We start from the raw sequence: 17,037 nt of genomic DNA on the forward strand, positions 1-17,037 counted from the left end.
GCGGGGTGGAGCAGCCTGGTAGCTCGTCGGGCTCATAACCCGAAGGTCGTCGGTTCAAATCCGGCCCCCGCAACCAACACTTATGATGCTGATAAACCGCAATGTGTTTCACAAATTGCGGTTTTTTTGTACCTGAAATCTTCCTTAGCTGAACTCACAGCACGTTTTTTATCTCCCTTCCTGCAAAGAAATCTATTATCGACCTGGCAACGTATATCCCGGTTTGCTGGTATGACTCAACGGTGGCGGCCGCAATATGCGGCGTTGTAATGATATTCCTGGCATGTAGCAATGGGCTAAATTGCGCTAGCGGTTCAGAGCTAAACACATCCAGCGCTGCAAAAACATTTCGTTCTTCAATTACCTGAAGTAAAGCACCCTCATCCAGCAACTTTCCCCTTGCGGCGTTGATGATAAGAGCACCATTGCGCATCATCGACAAATATTTATGACTAATGAAGTTCTCCAGCTCCGGAGAAAATGGCAAAAGAACGATGATGACATGAGACTGCATAAAGATATCTTCAATTGATACGAACTGAACTCCATCTTTGCCTGCGGCCTGGAAATCGGGTTGTTTGTCAAAAGCTAAAAGCTCAACATCAAAACCAGATAACCTTTTCGCCAGTGTTTTGCCAATATTGCCGTAGCCAAGCAGGCCAATACGTTTACCTTGTAACTCGCAGCCATGCGACTCGCCCCAATAACCATTTTGCATCGCATGATAGCTACCGGGGATATTTCTCATGCTCGCAAAAATAAGACCAATGATAAATTCCGCGACTGCATTTGAATTAATCCCAACAGCATTATTGACCACAATACCTGATTGTCGAGCCGTATGAAGATCAATATTATCAATCCCTGTCCCGAATCTCGATATTATTTTCACTCCTGGTAGTCGCGATAACGTATCCGCTTGATAACAATCTTTTCCGGCAATGACTGCGCAAATAGATTCTCGTAATACTGTGGATTCTGATTTAACCAGATGCTCCACATTATTCTTGATAATAAGGTTAAAATGATTTTCTCTTAGCAGCTTGCTGGCAGAAACACAACGCGCTGAAAAGCTGGGAACGGTGACCAGAACGTTTTTCATAGCTGACACTCACATCAATGAACGCCACCCCAAAAGATGGCGTGACCGGTTACTGTTTTATATTCTAAAATTATGAGTTTGCTTTAATACCGAGCGCACCTCCTGGATGATATAAGCCGAAATCAGCACGAGTAAACTTTTTCAATTCGGAGAGCGCAAGCGCCACCGCATCACCAACAACCAGAACGACTGTTGATGAGCATGACGGCGCTAAACCTAAATTATCCGCCTCACTTTTTACGGGAATTTCAACGGATAAATCACAACTTATCGCAAGCGATGAGCGATGACTGCGGGTAAAGGAGATCAAATAATTACCCATTTTTTTCAGACTAGGTAGTGTTGCCAGGATTTCTGTCGTCTCACCACTGTTTGAAATAAGAATAACAACATCATCTTTCGCCACCATCCCAAGATCGCCGTGTACGGCTTCAGTACCGTGAACAAAAAACGAGGGAGTTCCAGTGCTGGCAAATGTTGCGGCGAGTTTTCGGGCAATAATACCGGACTTACCGACACCAATAAAAACAACTTTCCCCTGACAAGACTGTAATACTTTAATTAAATTTGCGACCTCCGAAAGGGGGGAATCAATAACTTCTTCAACTGCTTTATGTTCGTTACGCATAAAATGTTTAATGAGATGGATAAGATCCGTGCTGTTCATTTTTATTTTCCTTGATTAATATTTTTAATTACACTCGCAAGACGCGTAAGCCCCATATATAATTTTTCTCGACCGCAGGCCAGGTTCAGACGAAGGTAGCCCTCCCCCTCCGTTCCATAGACATTCCCCGCCATAATGCCCACTTTGCCTTCATGAATTAATCGACTGTAGAATTCATCAAAGGGATAACCAATAGCAGAGCAATCTATCCACGAAAAATAGCAACCATCAGCAGGCCTTACGATCAATTCTGGAGTATTTTCGTTCAGATACTGCTGGGTGAATTGAATGTTAGAGGCAATATGTGCCTTTAATGACGTTAACCATCCCTCACATTCGTTATAGGCAATAATAGTTGCAATTATATTCAGTACGGATGGGGAGTTTACAAAATCGCGATATCTTGATATCGTTCTGAACTCATGATTAAAATTATCGTCAGTTGAAATCATATACGATCCTGTTAGCGCAGGAACATTAAATGTCTTCGATATCGAATTAAACACCACTACTTTTTCTTTTTTTATTTTAAGCGCAGATGTAAAGCTACGATTAAAAACAAAATCACTGTGAATTTCATCTGAACATAACCAGACATTATGTCTTGCACAGCTTGCAGCGATTTTATGCAGATCTTCTTCCGACCAGACGGTTCCTGTCGGGTTATGAGGATTACATAATAACACCATCTTTGCGCTTTGAATCTTAAGATCAAAATCTTGCCAATTGATAGCGTAGCCCCCCTCATTTTTTATAATCAAAGAGGCTGTCAGAATATTTCTCTCGCTATGTTTAATTATATCAAAAAATGCATTATAGACAGGTGTAAAAACGAGAATATTATCACCATGCGATGTCAATAACTCTATTGCTTTAGCAATGGAGTACATCACGCTTGGGCTATAGGTGATCCATTCTGGTTTGATTTCAGTTTTATATTGTTGATGATACCAATTGACTATCGCATTCAGATAGTCATCATGCTGCCAACGGCTGTACCCTAAAATCGGGTGTTCCAGACGTTTTTTTAATGCCCTGATGATAGCTTCCGGTATCGGAAGATCCATATCTGAAATAGAGAATGGTAATACATCTTTTACACCAAATCTGTCCTCGCAAAAGTCCCATTGGGTACAATATGTTCCTTTGCGGGAAATAGGAGTATTAAAAACATCCATCAGCATATCCCCATGTAGTTATCCATATCCCGACGCAAGGCGATGACTTTAGTACCGATAATGACTTGTAGGGTATTTTGATCAAGTTTAACAACCGCAATTCCGCCAGCTCTTTTTATTGCTGCCTCGTCAATCAATCCCATATCTGCGATTGTTAAACGTAAACGAGTTACGCAATTATCCAGGGATTTAATATTCTCTTTACCACCAAGTGCCTTAACCATCTGCTCCGCTGCTTGCAGCTCTGATTTATCAAGCGTTGGGATATCCGCTATAGCCGTATCCTCATGAGCGTTCAGCGTGACAGGACTGGACTCTTCACGGCCTACCGTCATCAGGTTAAATTTGAGAATAGTCCAACGGAACACAAAGTAATAAATAAAGAAATAGGCCACTTCGACACACACCGCTATTGGCCAACCTGTTCTTGTGCCACGCAATACGCCAAAGCTAATAAATTGAATCAGATCGCCAGTAAATCCCATCTTCACGCCCATATATGGCAAGACCATGTTGGCGAATCCATTCATAAAGGCATGGAAGACAAACAGCAGTGGACTGACAAATAAGAACAGAAACTCAATCGGTTCGCTGACGCCGCCAATAATGACTGTAAGCACCCCGGAAATAAGCAATGCTTTGATAGCTTTTCTGTTTTGAGCATGAGCAGTGCGATACATCGCCAGCGCGGCACCAGCCAGACCATACTGAATCATCAGTTTGCCCTGTTCCATTTTCCCCGCCAAATCCAGCGGAATGACCGCATTCTCTTTGACGTACGCCATAAACATGTTCAGGGTGCCATAATACTCTTCGCCGCCGATCACTGCCGATCCGCCGATGGGGGTAAAGCGGAAAACTGACGTCACCAGGTGATTTAAACCAAAAGGTATCGTCACGCGTTCGGCGACTGCATAGAAAAAATAGCCAACAGGACCGGAAGTTGAAATCCAGTGGCCAATGAGCATGAAAAGATTGAAAAATGGCGGCCAGATAAAAGGGATGATCAGACCAAATCCACTCATCACAATCAGTGTAATAATAGGCACCAGGCGTGGGCCACTATAAAATCCTAATGATTCAGGAATACGTAAGTTAACGATCTTTTTATACATACTGGCGACTAATAATCCTGCTATAATCCCACCCAACACACTGGTATTGTAGGACTGGATTCCCAGAATAATGGTTTGCCCATGTGTCGACATTTGATCAGCAGCGACCAATAAGTCATGTTGTTTAAGATAAAAGTTCGTTCCCAGATGCATCGCCATGAAACCAATTAAGCCAGAAAAAGCGCCATAGGCTTTATCCTCTTTCTCTTTTAATAACCCCAGAGGTATAGCTATCGCAAACAATACAGGTAAATTGACAAAGGCAAACAAACCAAGGCTAACAATAAAATCAAGAATGGTTTTAATTACGGGAATAGCCAGTAGTGGAATTAATTTTGCCATATCATCGCTGGCTAAACCACTTCCTAGCCCTAACATCATGCCACATACACTTAGCAGAGCGATGGGATACATAAATGCCTTTCCCAGGCTCTGAAAAAAACTCCAGGCTTTCTTTTGTTTCATGCGGGTTATCTCATATAAATGTTATATATAATTAGTCCATTAATACTTTGGTGCGAATAGAGAGATATAGTTTTTCTTCCAAAATCAATTCATATTTAAAAGTGGCGTACAAATACCTTTCAATTTCATGAATTGCGCGCTGTAACAGAATGTCTTTCTCAAGAAACTGTTCATAGAGATCACCAATATCTTTCTGTTTTATTTTTTCATTGCATAATACGCGACTTGAAAAATATTTAAGGTGTATCATGAACCTGGAATAATTAAATGAACTTCTGTCCACCTTTCTGTTATAAACAACTTCAATAAGCCCCGTGATTATTTGCGACAACTCAATAATCCGTACTGATTCATAATCAACTGAATTTTCATAATTATTTAAAATATGCAATGCTATAAAACCAATCTCATCATCAGGAAGTTGAACGCTAAATTGCTCATTAATGATAGTTAATGCATCGCGACTTATCGCATACTCTGCTTTGTACAACGCTTTGATTTCATCAAGGAAAACATTATTAATTTGTATGCCTGAAGCGACTCGGGATATTGCATTCGAAATGTGATCAGCAAGAATCAATAGTAGCGATGGATTGAGATTTTTTTCGAGATTGTTCTCTGCATATTGCACTATTTTTTCGGCAACAAAAACATACTCAATATCCACATGTTCAATCAATTTGTAGAGTTTATTTTTTTGTTCATTTCTGACATAAAAAATCCGGTTAGCCGGATGCTCAGGGACCGACATTCCATATTTTTTGTTGTAACCGACGCCAGGCCCAGAAATGATAACCTCCTGTCCATTCATCGATGCCTGTACACAATTATTGTTCATGACTTTTTCGATGATCATTCCATAGCTCCAAAAAAAAAGGCAAGGCACGTCAGAAGTAATAATTACTTCAAACATTGCCTTGCCTGATTTAACAGTTACAAGATGATTAACTAATGCATATACATTACACGGAATTGTGCTTAATTAAAGAGATGGTCGGCTTATTTTTCAAGCCGACATTCAAATATTCGACATCAGTCACAAAACCAACGTCTAATATTCAGGTAAATATTATCTATTCAACGAAATATAAATTCATTGAATAAATAAAAACATTATCCCCTTCTCGCCAGCGTCGCCCCATCGGCAAAATACGCTTTTATTCCTGCGAGGATTGATTCCGCAACTTCCTGCTGGAAGGTTGCCGTTTTCAGTTTACGTTCTTCCTCAACGTTACTGATAAACGCCGTTTCGACCAAAATGGAGGGTATATCAGGCGCTTTCAGCACGGCAAACCCGGCTTGTTCAACCTGATTTTTATGCAGCTTGTTGATTTTACCGAGCTTATTCAACACAGCTTTACCAAACTTCAGACTGTCGGCAATGGTCAGCGACTGCACCATATCGAACATAGTATGGTCGACATAACGGTCGCCGCTCTTACTCACGCCACCAATCAAGTCCGAGGCGTTCTGAGTTTGCGCCAGATATTTTGCCGCGGTACTGGTTGCACCTTTGGTAGAGAGCGCAAACACAGATGAACCGCTCGGCTGGCGACTGGTAAAGGCATCGGCATGAATAGAGACAAACAAGTCAGCACGCTGTTTCTGTGCTTTTGCTACGCGCACTTGCAACGGAATGAAGATGTCTTCATTACGGGTCATGTAAACTTTCATATTGCCCTCTTTCTCAATCAGAGAGCGCAAACGGCGGGCAATTTGCAATACCACGTCTTTTTCACGCGTTTTGTATTTCCCCACCGCACCGGAGTCTTCGCCGCCATGGCCAGGGTCAAGCATAATGACAATCGGACGATCGCGCCCTGCTTTGCCTGGCTGCGGGCCACTCTGCGCAGGCGGCACCTGCTTTTCGAGATCGCCTTTATTGTAATCCTCCAGCAGCGCCAGCAGCGGGTCCTGCATGTCCTGAGCATTGGCAGGATAGAGATCCATCACCAGACGCTCTTTAAACCCGGCGACCGGAGCAAGGGCAAACAGCTGCGGTTTTACGTTTTGCTTTAACTCAAAAACCATCCGCACGGTTTGCGGGTCAAACTGCCCGACGCGCGCCGACTTGATGAACGGGTCATCAGCACGAATTTGTGCCGCCATCCCCTTGAGCACTGAGTTCAGGTTTACATCTTCGATATCCACCACCACGCGTTCAGGGTTACTCAACGCGAACTGCTTATATTTCAGCTGACGATTAGATTCTACCGTCACACGGGTGTAGCTGGACGCAGGCCAGACGCGCACCGCCACGACCTGGCTGACCGCAGCCAGACTGACCTGACTTACGCTCAATAGCCACATGGCACCCGCGCCTTGCAGTAAACGACGACGGCTGATTGCTGTGTTGGATCCCGACATGCATCTCCCGAGCAAAAAAATCTAAGCTGTGTAACAAATAAACGACTAATTTGACCGGAAACTTTAGCGAAAGACGCATAATCTGTCATCTAATAAACGGTAAACATTCTTTTTATATTCACGGCATTACTGATAAAAAAGTTGCTCATGCGTAAAATTTGCACTTGCACCCAGTGAAAAAACAGAATAAAAATACAATAATTACGAATAATCATGCAAAGAGGTGTGCCGTGATGAAGGAACGTAAAACCGAGTTGGTCGAGGGATTCCGCCATTCGGTTCCTTATATCAATACCCACCGGGGAAAAACGTTTGTCATCATGCTCGGCGGTGAAGCCATTGAGCATGAGAATTTCTCCAGTATCGTTAATGATATCGGGTTGCTGCACAGCCTCGGCATCCGTCTGGTCGTGGTCTATGGAGCGCGCCCGCAGATCGATGCGAATCTGGCAGCGCATCACCACGAACCGCTATATCACAAAAATATACGCGTGACCGACGCCAAAACACTAGAACTGGTGAAGCAGGCTGCGGGAACATTGCAACTGGACATTACTGCTCGCCTGTCGATGAGTCTCAATAACACGCCGCTGCAGGGCGCGCATATCAACGTCGTCAGTGGCAATTTTATTATTGCCCAGCCGCTGGGCGTGGATGACGGTGTGGATTACTGCCATAGCGGGCGTATCCGGCGGATTGACGAAGATGCGATTCATCGTCAACTGGACAGCGGTGCGATAGTGCTGCTGGGGCCGGTCGCGGTTTCAGTCACTGGCGAGAGCTTTAATCTGACCTCGGAAGAGATCGCCACTCAACTGGCCATCAAACTGAAAGCTGAAAAGATGATTGGTTTTTGCTCTTCACAGGGCGTCACTAATGACGACGGCGATATTGTCTCCGAGCTTTTCCCTAACGAAGCACAAGCGCGGGTAGAAGCTCAGGAAGAGAAAGGCGATTACAACTCCGGTACGGTGCGCTTTTTGCGTGGTGCGGTGAAAGCCTGCCGCAGCGGCGTACGTCGCTGTCATTTAATTAGTTACCAGGAAGATGGCGCGCTGTTGCAAGAGTTGTTCTCACGTGACGGTATCGGTACGCAGATTGTGATGGAAAGCGCCGAGCAAATTCGTCGCGCAACCATCAACGATATTGGCGGCATTCTGGAGTTGATTCGCCCACTGGAGCAGCAAGGTATTCTGGTACGCCGTTCTCGCGAGCAACTGGAGATGGAAATCGACAAATTCACTATTATTCAGCGCGATAACACGACTATTGCCTGCGCAGCACTCTATCCGTTCCCGGAAGAGAAGATTGGGGAAATGGCCTGTGTGGCCGTTCACCCGGATTACCGCAGCTCATCAAGGGGCGAGGTTTTGCTGGAGCGCATTGCCGCTCAGGCGAAGCAAAGCGGATTAAGCAAATTGTTTGTACTGACCACGCGCAGTATTCACTGGTTCCAGGAACGTGGATTTACCCCGGTGGATATTGATTTACTGCCCGAGAGCAAAAAGCAGTTGTACAACTACCAGCGTAAATCCAAAGTGTTGATGGCGGATTTGGGGTAAGTGGTGGAAATCGCCAGATGCGACATGCGCAATGCCTGGAGGCATGATAAACACGCTAGCATCGCATCAGGTATTGACGCTCATCGTCGGATGCGGCGTGAACGCCTTATCCGACCTACATCAAATCAAAGGTGTTGATGGCGGATTTAGGGTAAGCGACGGAAATCGCCAGATGCGCATATGCGCAATGCCCGGAGGCATGACAGGACGCGCATGCGTCGCATCAGGCAATCACGTTTATTCCCGCGAACTAAACAACGCCGCCAGACCACTGCGCCGCTCAGTACGAGTGGCGATTGCCGCACTTAATATGCGCTCATCGGCATACAACGACAGACGGCGACGCGCGCGGGTCACCGCAGTGTAAACCAGCTCTCGCGTTACAACTGGCGTGCGTTGGCTCGGTAAAATCAACGCAGCATGGTCAAACTCCGATCCCTGCGATTTATGTACCGTCATCGCCCACGTGGTTTCGTGTTCTGGCAGGCGGCTCGGTTGCACAGACTTAATATTGCCATCCGGCATCGCAAACCAGACGCGCGTCCCCTGCCCACGATCCAGCGCAATGCCGATATCACCATTAAACAACCCAAGCGCGCTGTCATTGCGGGCAATCATTACCGGCCGGCCTTCGTACCAGCGTGAGTGCGGATGACGATGAATTTTGCGCTTCTGTTGCATAAACTGCTCAATTCGCTCATTCAATCCAGCCACGCCAAACGGCCCTTCCCGCAGGGCGCACAAAAGCTGGTATTCATTGAACGCCTGAATGATTAAATCCGGCTCGGCACGCGCTTGCAGCAGATCCAGATAACGCCCGTAACCCGCAAGAGCCTCCTCAAGCATCGCAATATAGTCTTCGCCGCTCTGTAAAAGCCGTTTTTCGATATCAGTAAAATCCTGCTGAAAAACGGTTTTCACTGCCGTTTTATCACCACGGTTGATCGCCGCAGCTAACTGACCAATGCCAGAATCGCTGCCGAAACGATAGCTTTTTTGCAGCAGGCAGAGACTGTCGCGCAAAGATGCCGCTTCTGTGCCAGTTCCTGACGGAACGTGAGTTCCCGTCAGGCGGCTCAACTGCCCGGCACGCTCGGCGGTAAAGCCCGCGTTGGCATAAGCGCAGATATCGCCCAGCACAGCCCCAGCCTCAACCGAGGCCAGTTGATCACGATCGCCGAGAAAGATCACTCGCGCATGATCGGGCAAGGCGTCGATCAGTCTCGACATCATAGGCAGATCGATCATTGACGCTTCATCTACCACCAGCACATCAAGATGCAGCGGGTTACCGGCATGATGACGTAAACGCTGGCTACCCGGCTGCGCACCCAGCAATCGGTGCAAAGTGCTGGCATCTTCCGGAATGCGTTTCTTTTGTTCATCGGTCAGCGGTAACTGGCGCAAAGCCTTGCCGAGAGATTCGGTTAAGCGCGCGGCAGCTTTACCCGTTGGTGCAGCCAGACGGATACGGCAGCGTTCGCCGTCTGCCATTTGAATTAACGCTGCCAGCAACTTCGCTACGGTGGTCGTTTTACCGGTGCCAGGGCCGCCGGAAATCACCGAGATCCGCCGCGTCAGCGCCACTGCCGCCGCCACTTTTTGCCAGTTAATTTCATCGCTTACTGGAAAAAGTTTGTCCAGGGTTTGCGCCAGTAGAGCTTCATCAACCTCAATGGCATGATTCACTTCGTTGAAAAAGCGTGCCACTGTGCGCTCGTTACACCACATGCGATTGAGATAAAGGCGATCGCCACAGAGGATCATCGGCGTTGGTTCATCTCCCCGGCTGACCGCTTGTGAAGCCAGCAAGCACTCTTCCCAGTTTTGTAGCTCACCGATTTCATTGACACAGGTCGCCAACAGTGGATGCGAGGCTTCGTTGTTCTCAAGTCGTGAGAGCGGCAAACAGACATGCCCTTCCCCGGCGTCGTGGCTTAACAGGGCTGCCGCGAGGGTGACGGCAGGATGTTCATCTCCCGCCACGGTCAGGGCAAATTGCACATCCAGCGGGCGTAGCTGTTTGTGCTCCACAGCTTCCAGTAATTGCTTTTGCAATTTCATTACGCCTCCTCCAGGGTCATACCGGCAAACATCTCATCCATCAGGTCAATCAACCCGGCGTTGGGTCGGGTTGTGTAAATCCCTTGTTGCGGATGTTCTTTATCAACGCCACGCAGGAAAAGATAGATAACGCCGCCAAAGTGACGATCATAGTCGTAATCAGCAATGCGATGGCGCAGATAACGATGCAGCGCCAGGGTATAAAGCTGATATTGCAGATCATAGCGGTGTGCCTGCATCGCCGCTGCCATAGCCTGTTGGGTATAAGCCGAACTGTCTTCACCCAGCCAGTTGGATTTATAGTCGAGCAGGTAATAACGCCCTTCGTGGCGGAATACCAGGTCGATAAAGCCTTTTAACATGCCGCGTACCTGCATGAACTCCAGCGGCGGGCAGCCAGCGGATAGCGGATCAAACTGGCGAATTAGTGCATCAAGCTGGCTGGCGATGAGCGGTTCACTAATCGGCAGGTAAAACTCCATCTCCACCTGTTTATCGCGGTCGGAAAGCTGATTCAGGCTAACACCCGTTTCATTGAGAGGTGCCTGGAGGACAGCCGTGATCCACTCGGTCAACACTGGTTCCCACTGCGATTCAAAGCCGCCGAGTTCCAGTTTTTCCTGTACCCAGTTCGGGTCAACCGGCTGGGTAAAATCGAGGTCTTCAAACAAACTGTGCAAGAATGTCCCTGGTGACGCACCACGCGGGAACTGATGCGGTGTTAACGTCGGTTCTTCAACGACGCTGACCACGCCTGCGGCATCAACATCCAGCCGTGGCATCAGATCCTGAGCGATACCGTGACCACGCTGCTGCAAACCGGAGTAGCTGGTGACACGCCAGTTATCGCCGGGCAATCGTTGTAGCGTCCTCGCATTCAGTTCTGCAGTTAAAGCATCATTAACCTGCCAGGGCTGGTTATCACCAGTTTGTGCCGTTTGCCAGGCAATATCATCATCGCATAACGCTTCAATACAGGTGCGAAGCCCTGCCGCATCTTGCGGTTCCCCTTTTTGCAGCAAACGCCCGAGCGCACTTTGGTGGACGTCGGTGTCACCTTTTTTATCGCCACGACGGCGCACCAGCGGTGCAACGCCGAGACTGCAATGCCAAACCGAACGCGTCAGCGCAACGTAAAGCAAACGCAGATCTTCCGCCAGACGTTCGGCCTCCGCGAGGTCGACGCTTTCTGGCGCAGCATTAAGATCCAGAACAGCCTCAAACGAGTGGCGATCGTGATAAAACGCCTGATCCTGGACGCGGAAATTGGTGATAAACGGCAGCCAGACCAATGGATATTCCAGCCCTTTCGATTTGTGGATCGTGACAATCTGCACCAGATGTTTATCACTTTCGAGACGCATTTGTTGGCTGGAGGCATTACTGTCTGGCTCGAGGATATGTTGCGATAACCAGCGTACCAGCGCATGTTCACTTTCCAGCTGCGTTCCGGCTTCTTGTAGCAATTCGCTGATATGCAAGATATCGGTAAGACGCCGCTCACCGCCTGCTGTTGCCAGCAAGTTTTCTGCAATGTTACGCGCCGACATCAGCGCCCGCAGCATCGGCATAACGCCACGTTTGCGCCAGATTTGCCGATAACCATCGAACTCTTCGACTACCGCATCCCACGCATGTTCGTCATTATTCAGCGTTTCAATATCCAGCGCATTCAGCCCCATCATTGACGTTGCCAGCGCACTGCGCAGGGTGTTCTCACGTTCTGGTGTCATCACCGCCTGCAACAGCCAAAGCATCTCCTGCGCTTCCAGAGTTTCAAAAACACTGTCGCGGTTCGAAAGGTAAACGGAAGGGATTTCCAGCAGCGTTAAGGCATCGCGCACCTGAGCGGCCTCCTGGCGGCTGCGCACCAGCACACTGATGTCCGAAGCACGCACCGGACGCGCGTCGTCGCCGTTCATCAGCAACGCTTCGCCCCGCTGTCCGGCTTGTAGCCAGTCGCGGATTTGCGCAGCACATACCTGCGCCATGGTACTTTGATAGTCGCCAACGCCGCAGCTTTCGCCTTCCATCAGCCACATTTTCATCGCAGGCTGCGTTTCACCTTTAAACACAAAACGTAACGCCTGATTTTTCCCGGCTGATTTCACTGGAATAAACGGTATTTCGCGAAACATGAACGCGTCATCAGTCTGACTGAAAAGCTTATTCACGCTGTTCACCATCCCTGGTGAGGAGCGCCAGTTGGTATCTAAGGTGTAGTGGGCGTGAACTTCGCTACGCGCCTTCATATAAGTGAAGATATCCGCACCCCGGAATGCATATATGGCCTGTTTCGGGTCGCCAATCAGCAACAAAGCGGTTTCCGGCTGATGGTGCCAGATACGTCGAAAAATTCGGTACTGCTGGGGGTCGGTATCCTGAAATTCATCAATCATTGCCACCGGGAATCGCGTACGGATCGCCGCTGCCAACACCTCGCCGCTTTCGCTACGCAGCGCGGAATCGAGCCGACTTAACATGTCATCAAAACCCAATTCGCCACGGCGGCGTTTTTCACGCGCTACTGTTTCGCGGATCTCAGCCAATGCGCGGGTGATCACCAGATCACGGATCGACAATGGTTCTGCAAGCAGTTGATCGATCGCCTCAAACAGTGGATGTCGCGGGGTTTCCCCCCCGGCTTTCGTGCGATCTTCTAAGAAACGCTGAGAGAATTTTTCCAGCGACTCCGGTAACTGATAACTGTTGGTCTCTTCTTCTGCCCAGGCACTGATCTTCTCGATCCATTTAGTCTGATTGCTACGGTTAAACTTGCGTCGATCAATACCAGAAGATTCGATCAGCGCATCCAGTTCACCCACTGCGTCGCGCCACTGCTGTTTTACCGTATCAATACGCGCCACAATTTGCGCGTGGCGGGAAGCCAGCGTTTCATCATCGGGCGGCGGTGCTTTGATAACCGGTGCTTCGCCTTGCAGATAACGATTAATATCGCGCAGCAACGCCTGCGGCCCTTTCCAGGTTTCAAAGACCACCTGGGCAATTTCACGCGGCAGCGGGTAGCAGTGGCGACGCCAGAAATCGGCGCAGGCCTGGTAGCGTAGCAGAGACTCATCTTCAATCAGCTGCTGCTCAAACAGCATGCCGGATTCAAAGGCATTCAAGTTGAGCATGCGCTGGCAAAAACCGTGAATAGTAAAGACTGCCGCTTCATCCATCTGCCGTTCGGCTAACAACAACCACTGCGCGGCTTGCGCTTTATCGTCGATCTCTTCCAGCAGGCGTTCGTACAGTGGATTGTCGGTGGTTTCACGCAGACAGGCGATGCGCAACTCGTGGATATTGCTACGGATACGACCGCGCAATTCTGCCGTGGCAGCCTCGGTAAAGGTCACCACCAGCAGTTCTTCAACGGTTAGCGGGCGGGGAAAGGCGGCAGAACCGCCTAGTCCAAGTAACAGGCGCAAATAGAGCGCCGCAATCGTAAAGGTTTTGCCTGTGCCGGCAGAGGCTTCAATCAGGCGCTCGCCCTGTAAGGGCAAGCGCAAAGGATCTAGTGTCTCGGCGACATCACTCATTCTTTTCACTCATCAGGGGCATTGTTTGCTGCAACGCGCTGACGTTCTCCCACACTTTCCAACCTTCAGGATGCACATATTCGGCTTTCCCGTTCTGGCTGCCGGAAATCTGCGACAGAATAGCCATGCCTTGCGGCTCGACCACCGCCTGATGGAAGAAATCAGCAAGTTTTTGCGGCGTCAGCAGTTTTATCTGGGCCACGATTTTATCACGCGAATCGAAGCGCATATTGCCGCGATCGAAATCTTTACTTAACTTCGATGCTTCTTCGCCGAGCGTTTGCGGTGCCTGCAGCATCTGGGTTATTACCGCCTGCTGGATTTGCGCAAACTCTTCTGGCTTCATCGTCCGCAATTTTGCCTCTGCGGTTGGGAAAAACGCCTTGTAACGCTCCCACAAGAATGAAGGCTGTTTATCATTGCTTTGCAACAGGAAGCCCATGCCCCACTGACGTCCCACGCTCATTGGAAACGCAAACACGGCATAGCCCAACTGTTCTTCGGTACGCAACTGATTGTAGAACCACGGCTGTACGATCTGCCCCAGCAGAGAGCTATAGGCTGAGCTGGTGTATTCATCGTAGCCAGTCGGTACAAATACCGCTGCCAGTGCGGAGTCGGTGCTGTTACCGGCTTTTTCAAAGATGACGGATTGTTTTTTATCGACCACGACATCTTTGTTACGACACCACTCCGAACCATCAGCGCCCAACTGTTTTTGCACATCGCGTGCCAGCGTTGTTGCCTGGGCTTCGGTCATGTTGCCAATAACCATAAACTCTGGTCGAGCCCCTGATTTTAAGGCGTCGCGATAGGCCAGCACCTCTTTCAAAGTGATTGAAGGCAAAATTTTGCGCCGTTCATCTCGCGAGAAGTACGGCACTTGCGAGAGCATCTGCGCGGGCATAATCGCCTGCTCGAACGCTTTGCCCTTTTCTGCGGAATCCATCATCTGGTTATACCAGGACTTCGCCTGCTCAAGCTGATCTTCCGTAGCGGTATAGCTAAAGTAGCCCTCCAGCAGAGCCTGGAACAGCTGCGGCAGGCGCTGGGTGTAACCATTGGCATTAACCATAAGGCCGTTGTTAGCATTGGTGGAAAAACTTATGCCACCAACCGACGCCTGGTTGCTTAACTGATCAAGCGCCAGTCCGGCAAGATAATCATTGAGCGCAAACATCACCTGATTGCGGGCGCTGTCCATGGCTTTCGGGTTACGCAAAATCAGGCTGACATCGGCTTTAGGCTCGCTGGCAAAATAACGGCTCGGCGCATACACCACACGCAGATTCGCCTCATCCACAATCAACTCTGGATGGTCGTATTTCTTCTCTGACTTAATCAGCGAGAAATCGTCAGGAATATAAGGGTTAAGCTCCGGTAAGGAGAGCGCAATATTGGCGGCTTTTTTCTGCCAGTCAGCGAAAGTTTGTGGGCTGATTTTATCTACCTGATACGGCGCATCGACAAAGTAAGCCGTTTTGTTGTGCGGCTCTTTCGGGCTGATATACCAGATACGCGCATTCTGCGGCGTCATCATCGCCAGGCGTTCTTTTACTGCTTTAGCATCGTACCGATCGGCAATATTGACTGCATCCAGCGTATGCTCAACAGGAACGCGAATCATGGTATCTGCCAGCCATTCGACGTAATCCATATCACGGGTGATTGACGGATAACGAAAGTCGATATCCAGCACATTCGCCAGTTCATCGAAGTATTGTTTATCAATCCCTTTTTCGCGTAACAGATTGAGGTAGCTAAAAATGGCCGCCACAACCTGATCGCGATTCGCCAGACCTTTATCGGTTAAAGACGCAGAGATCGCTAATACGCCGCTGTTGCCGTTGACGATAGGATCGGAATTGGCGCTAATGCCCTCAACTAATCCCTGCTTTTGCAGCCAGTCAGAAAGTGTACCTGGGCTGCGATTACCAATCAGATAGGTAATCAATTCATCCGTTTTACTACGGAACTTCGCTGAATTGTTATCGATGCGAAACTCAACGCGCAGAACTTTACGCGGCAGCGCCGGGACGTAATGAATGATAATGCCCTTTTGCGCGTCGGTGACTACCGGCACGGTGATTTCCGGTTTTTTGCTCTCTTTGTTCGGCACGCGACCAAAAGTGTCCGCCGCCATTTTTGCCAACTCCGACAACGGTTTATTGCTGTATATAACCGCCTTCATCAGATTGGCAGAGTAATATTTCTCGTGGAAATCTTTCAGCGCCTGCTGTACCGGATTGCCGGGTTTATCGCTTAAAGTTTCGAGGTTACCACCAGAAAACTTTGAACCTGGGTGTGCCGGGTTAATGGTTTCTGCGCTGACCTGTGCCATGCGCATCCCATCACGCGTACGCGCCATGGTTAATTCAGCGTTCACCGCATTACGCTCACGTTCGGCGTATTTCTTGTCGAGCAAGGGTTCAGCAATAGCATCGGCCAGGCGGTCTACCGCACCGGGTAAGGCGTCGTTCTCAACTTCCAGATAGAAAGCCGTGCGATACGGTGCCGTGCTGGCATTGTGGCTGCCGCCGTGCATTTTGAGGTATTCAGCCAGACTGTCAGCCTGCGGGTACTTTTTCGAACCCATCAGACTCATATGTTCAAGGTAATGTGCCAGCCCCTGGTACGCCTCGGGATCTTCCAGCGACCCAACGGGCACCACCAGCGCCGAGAGCGATTTAACCGCCTGCGGGTCAGAAACCAGCAAAACCACCATACCGTTATCCAGACGTATAGCCTGATACTGGCGGTTATCTTTATCACTTTTACGGATGGTTTCCTGAATCGGCTGCCATCCCGTTTCTGCCTGACTTAAGGGTGCCCAAAGGGCAACAAACAACAATAATGCTTTGAACCAGGTGCTGCGGGGCATTCACGGACCTCATTATCAACTTTATTTTCTAACCAGATTCAATACGTTAACGAAAATTATCCGGCAGAATTTAATCTTGTGCTGCACGAGTCAG

At 48.8% G+C, this 17,037-nt stretch carries 10 protein-coding genes; 1 reads left to right on the forward strand and 9 read right to left on the reverse strand.

Features of this window, described 5'->3' with window-relative positions; genetic code table 11:
• Positions 1-154 precede the first annotated feature (154 nt).
• The 6 genes from BGE37_RS00010 to amiC form a co-directional block, all read right to left on the reverse strand.
• Complete coding sequence (locus BGE37_RS00010; RefSeq protein ID WP_001318019.1) at positions 155-1,102, reverse strand: phosphoglycerate dehydrogenase; 948 nt, start codon at positions 1,100-1,102, stop codon at positions 155-157.
• A gap of 70 nt (positions 1,103-1,172) precedes the next feature.
• On the reverse strand, positions 1,173-1,769 hold the full coding sequence (locus tag BGE37_RS00015; protein WP_001089172.1) for a KpsF/GutQ family sugar-phosphate isomerase: 597 nt from the start codon (positions 1,767-1,769) through the stop codon (positions 1,173-1,175).
• 2 nt (positions 1,770-1,771) lie between these two features.
• On the reverse strand, positions 1,772-2,947 hold the full coding sequence (locus BGE37_RS00020) for a MalY/PatB family protein (RefSeq protein ID WP_105287646.1): 1,176 nt from the start codon (positions 2,945-2,947) through the stop codon (positions 1,772-1,774).
• Positions 2,947-4,527 carry a PTS transporter subunit EIIC gene (locus BGE37_RS00025; protein ID WP_000810571.1) on the reverse strand — a complete coding sequence of 527 codons (1,581 nt, stop codon included), beginning with the start codon at positions 4,525-4,527 and terminating at the stop codon, positions 2,947-2,949. The genes BGE37_RS00020 and BGE37_RS00025 overlap by 1 nt, the downstream gene beginning before the upstream one ends.
• A 31-nt stretch (positions 4,528-4,558) precedes the next feature.
• Positions 4,559-5,383 carry a PRD domain-containing protein gene (locus BGE37_RS00030; RefSeq protein ID WP_001318021.1) on the reverse strand — a complete coding sequence of 275 codons (825 nt, stop codon included), beginning with the start codon at positions 5,381-5,383 and terminating at the stop codon, positions 4,559-4,561.
• A gap of 257 nt (positions 5,384-5,640) precedes the next feature.
• A complete protein-coding gene (gene amiC / locus BGE37_RS00035) occupies positions 5,641-6,894 on the reverse strand; it encodes an N-acetylmuramoyl-L-alanine amidase AmiC (RefSeq protein ID WP_000016907.1) in 1,254 nt (417 codons plus the stop codon).
• 230 nt (positions 6,895-7,124) lie between these two features.
• On the opposite strand from amiC, the gene argA reads away from it, so the two are divergent.
• Complete coding sequence (argA, locus tag BGE37_RS00045; RefSeq protein ID WP_105287647.1) at positions 7,125-8,456, forward strand: amino-acid N-acetyltransferase; 1,332 nt, start codon at positions 7,125-7,127, stop codon at positions 8,454-8,456.
• 237 nt (positions 8,457-8,693) lie between these two features.
• Here argA and recD read toward each other — a convergent pair whose 3' ends face one another.
• From recD to ptrA, 3 genes are read right to left on the reverse strand one after another with little or no spacing between them, the layout of a single operon-like run.
• Entirely contained in the window at positions 8,694-10,520 is a 1,827-nt protein-coding gene (recD, locus tag BGE37_RS00050; protein WP_032185028.1) for an exodeoxyribonuclease V subunit alpha, read from the reverse strand.
• Positions 10,520-14,062 carry an exodeoxyribonuclease V subunit beta gene (gene recB, locus BGE37_RS00055; RefSeq protein WP_105287648.1) on the reverse strand — a complete coding sequence of 1,181 codons (3,543 nt, stop codon included), beginning with the start codon at positions 14,060-14,062 and terminating at the stop codon, positions 10,520-10,522. The genes recD and recB overlap by 1 nt, the downstream gene beginning before the upstream one ends.
• On the reverse strand, positions 14,055-16,943 hold the full coding sequence (ptrA, locus tag BGE37_RS00060) for a pitrilysin (RefSeq protein ID WP_105287649.1): 2,889 nt from the start codon (positions 16,941-16,943) through the stop codon (positions 14,055-14,057). The genes recB and ptrA overlap by 8 nt, the downstream gene beginning before the upstream one ends.
• Between the last annotated feature and the right edge of the window lie 94 nt (positions 16,944-17,037).

The organism is Escherichia sp. MOD1-EC6300 (assembly GCF_002965045.1).
In the GTDB taxonomy this organism is placed as follows: Bacteria; Pseudomonadota; Gammaproteobacteria; order Enterobacterales; family Enterobacteriaceae; genus Escherichia; species Escherichia coli_F.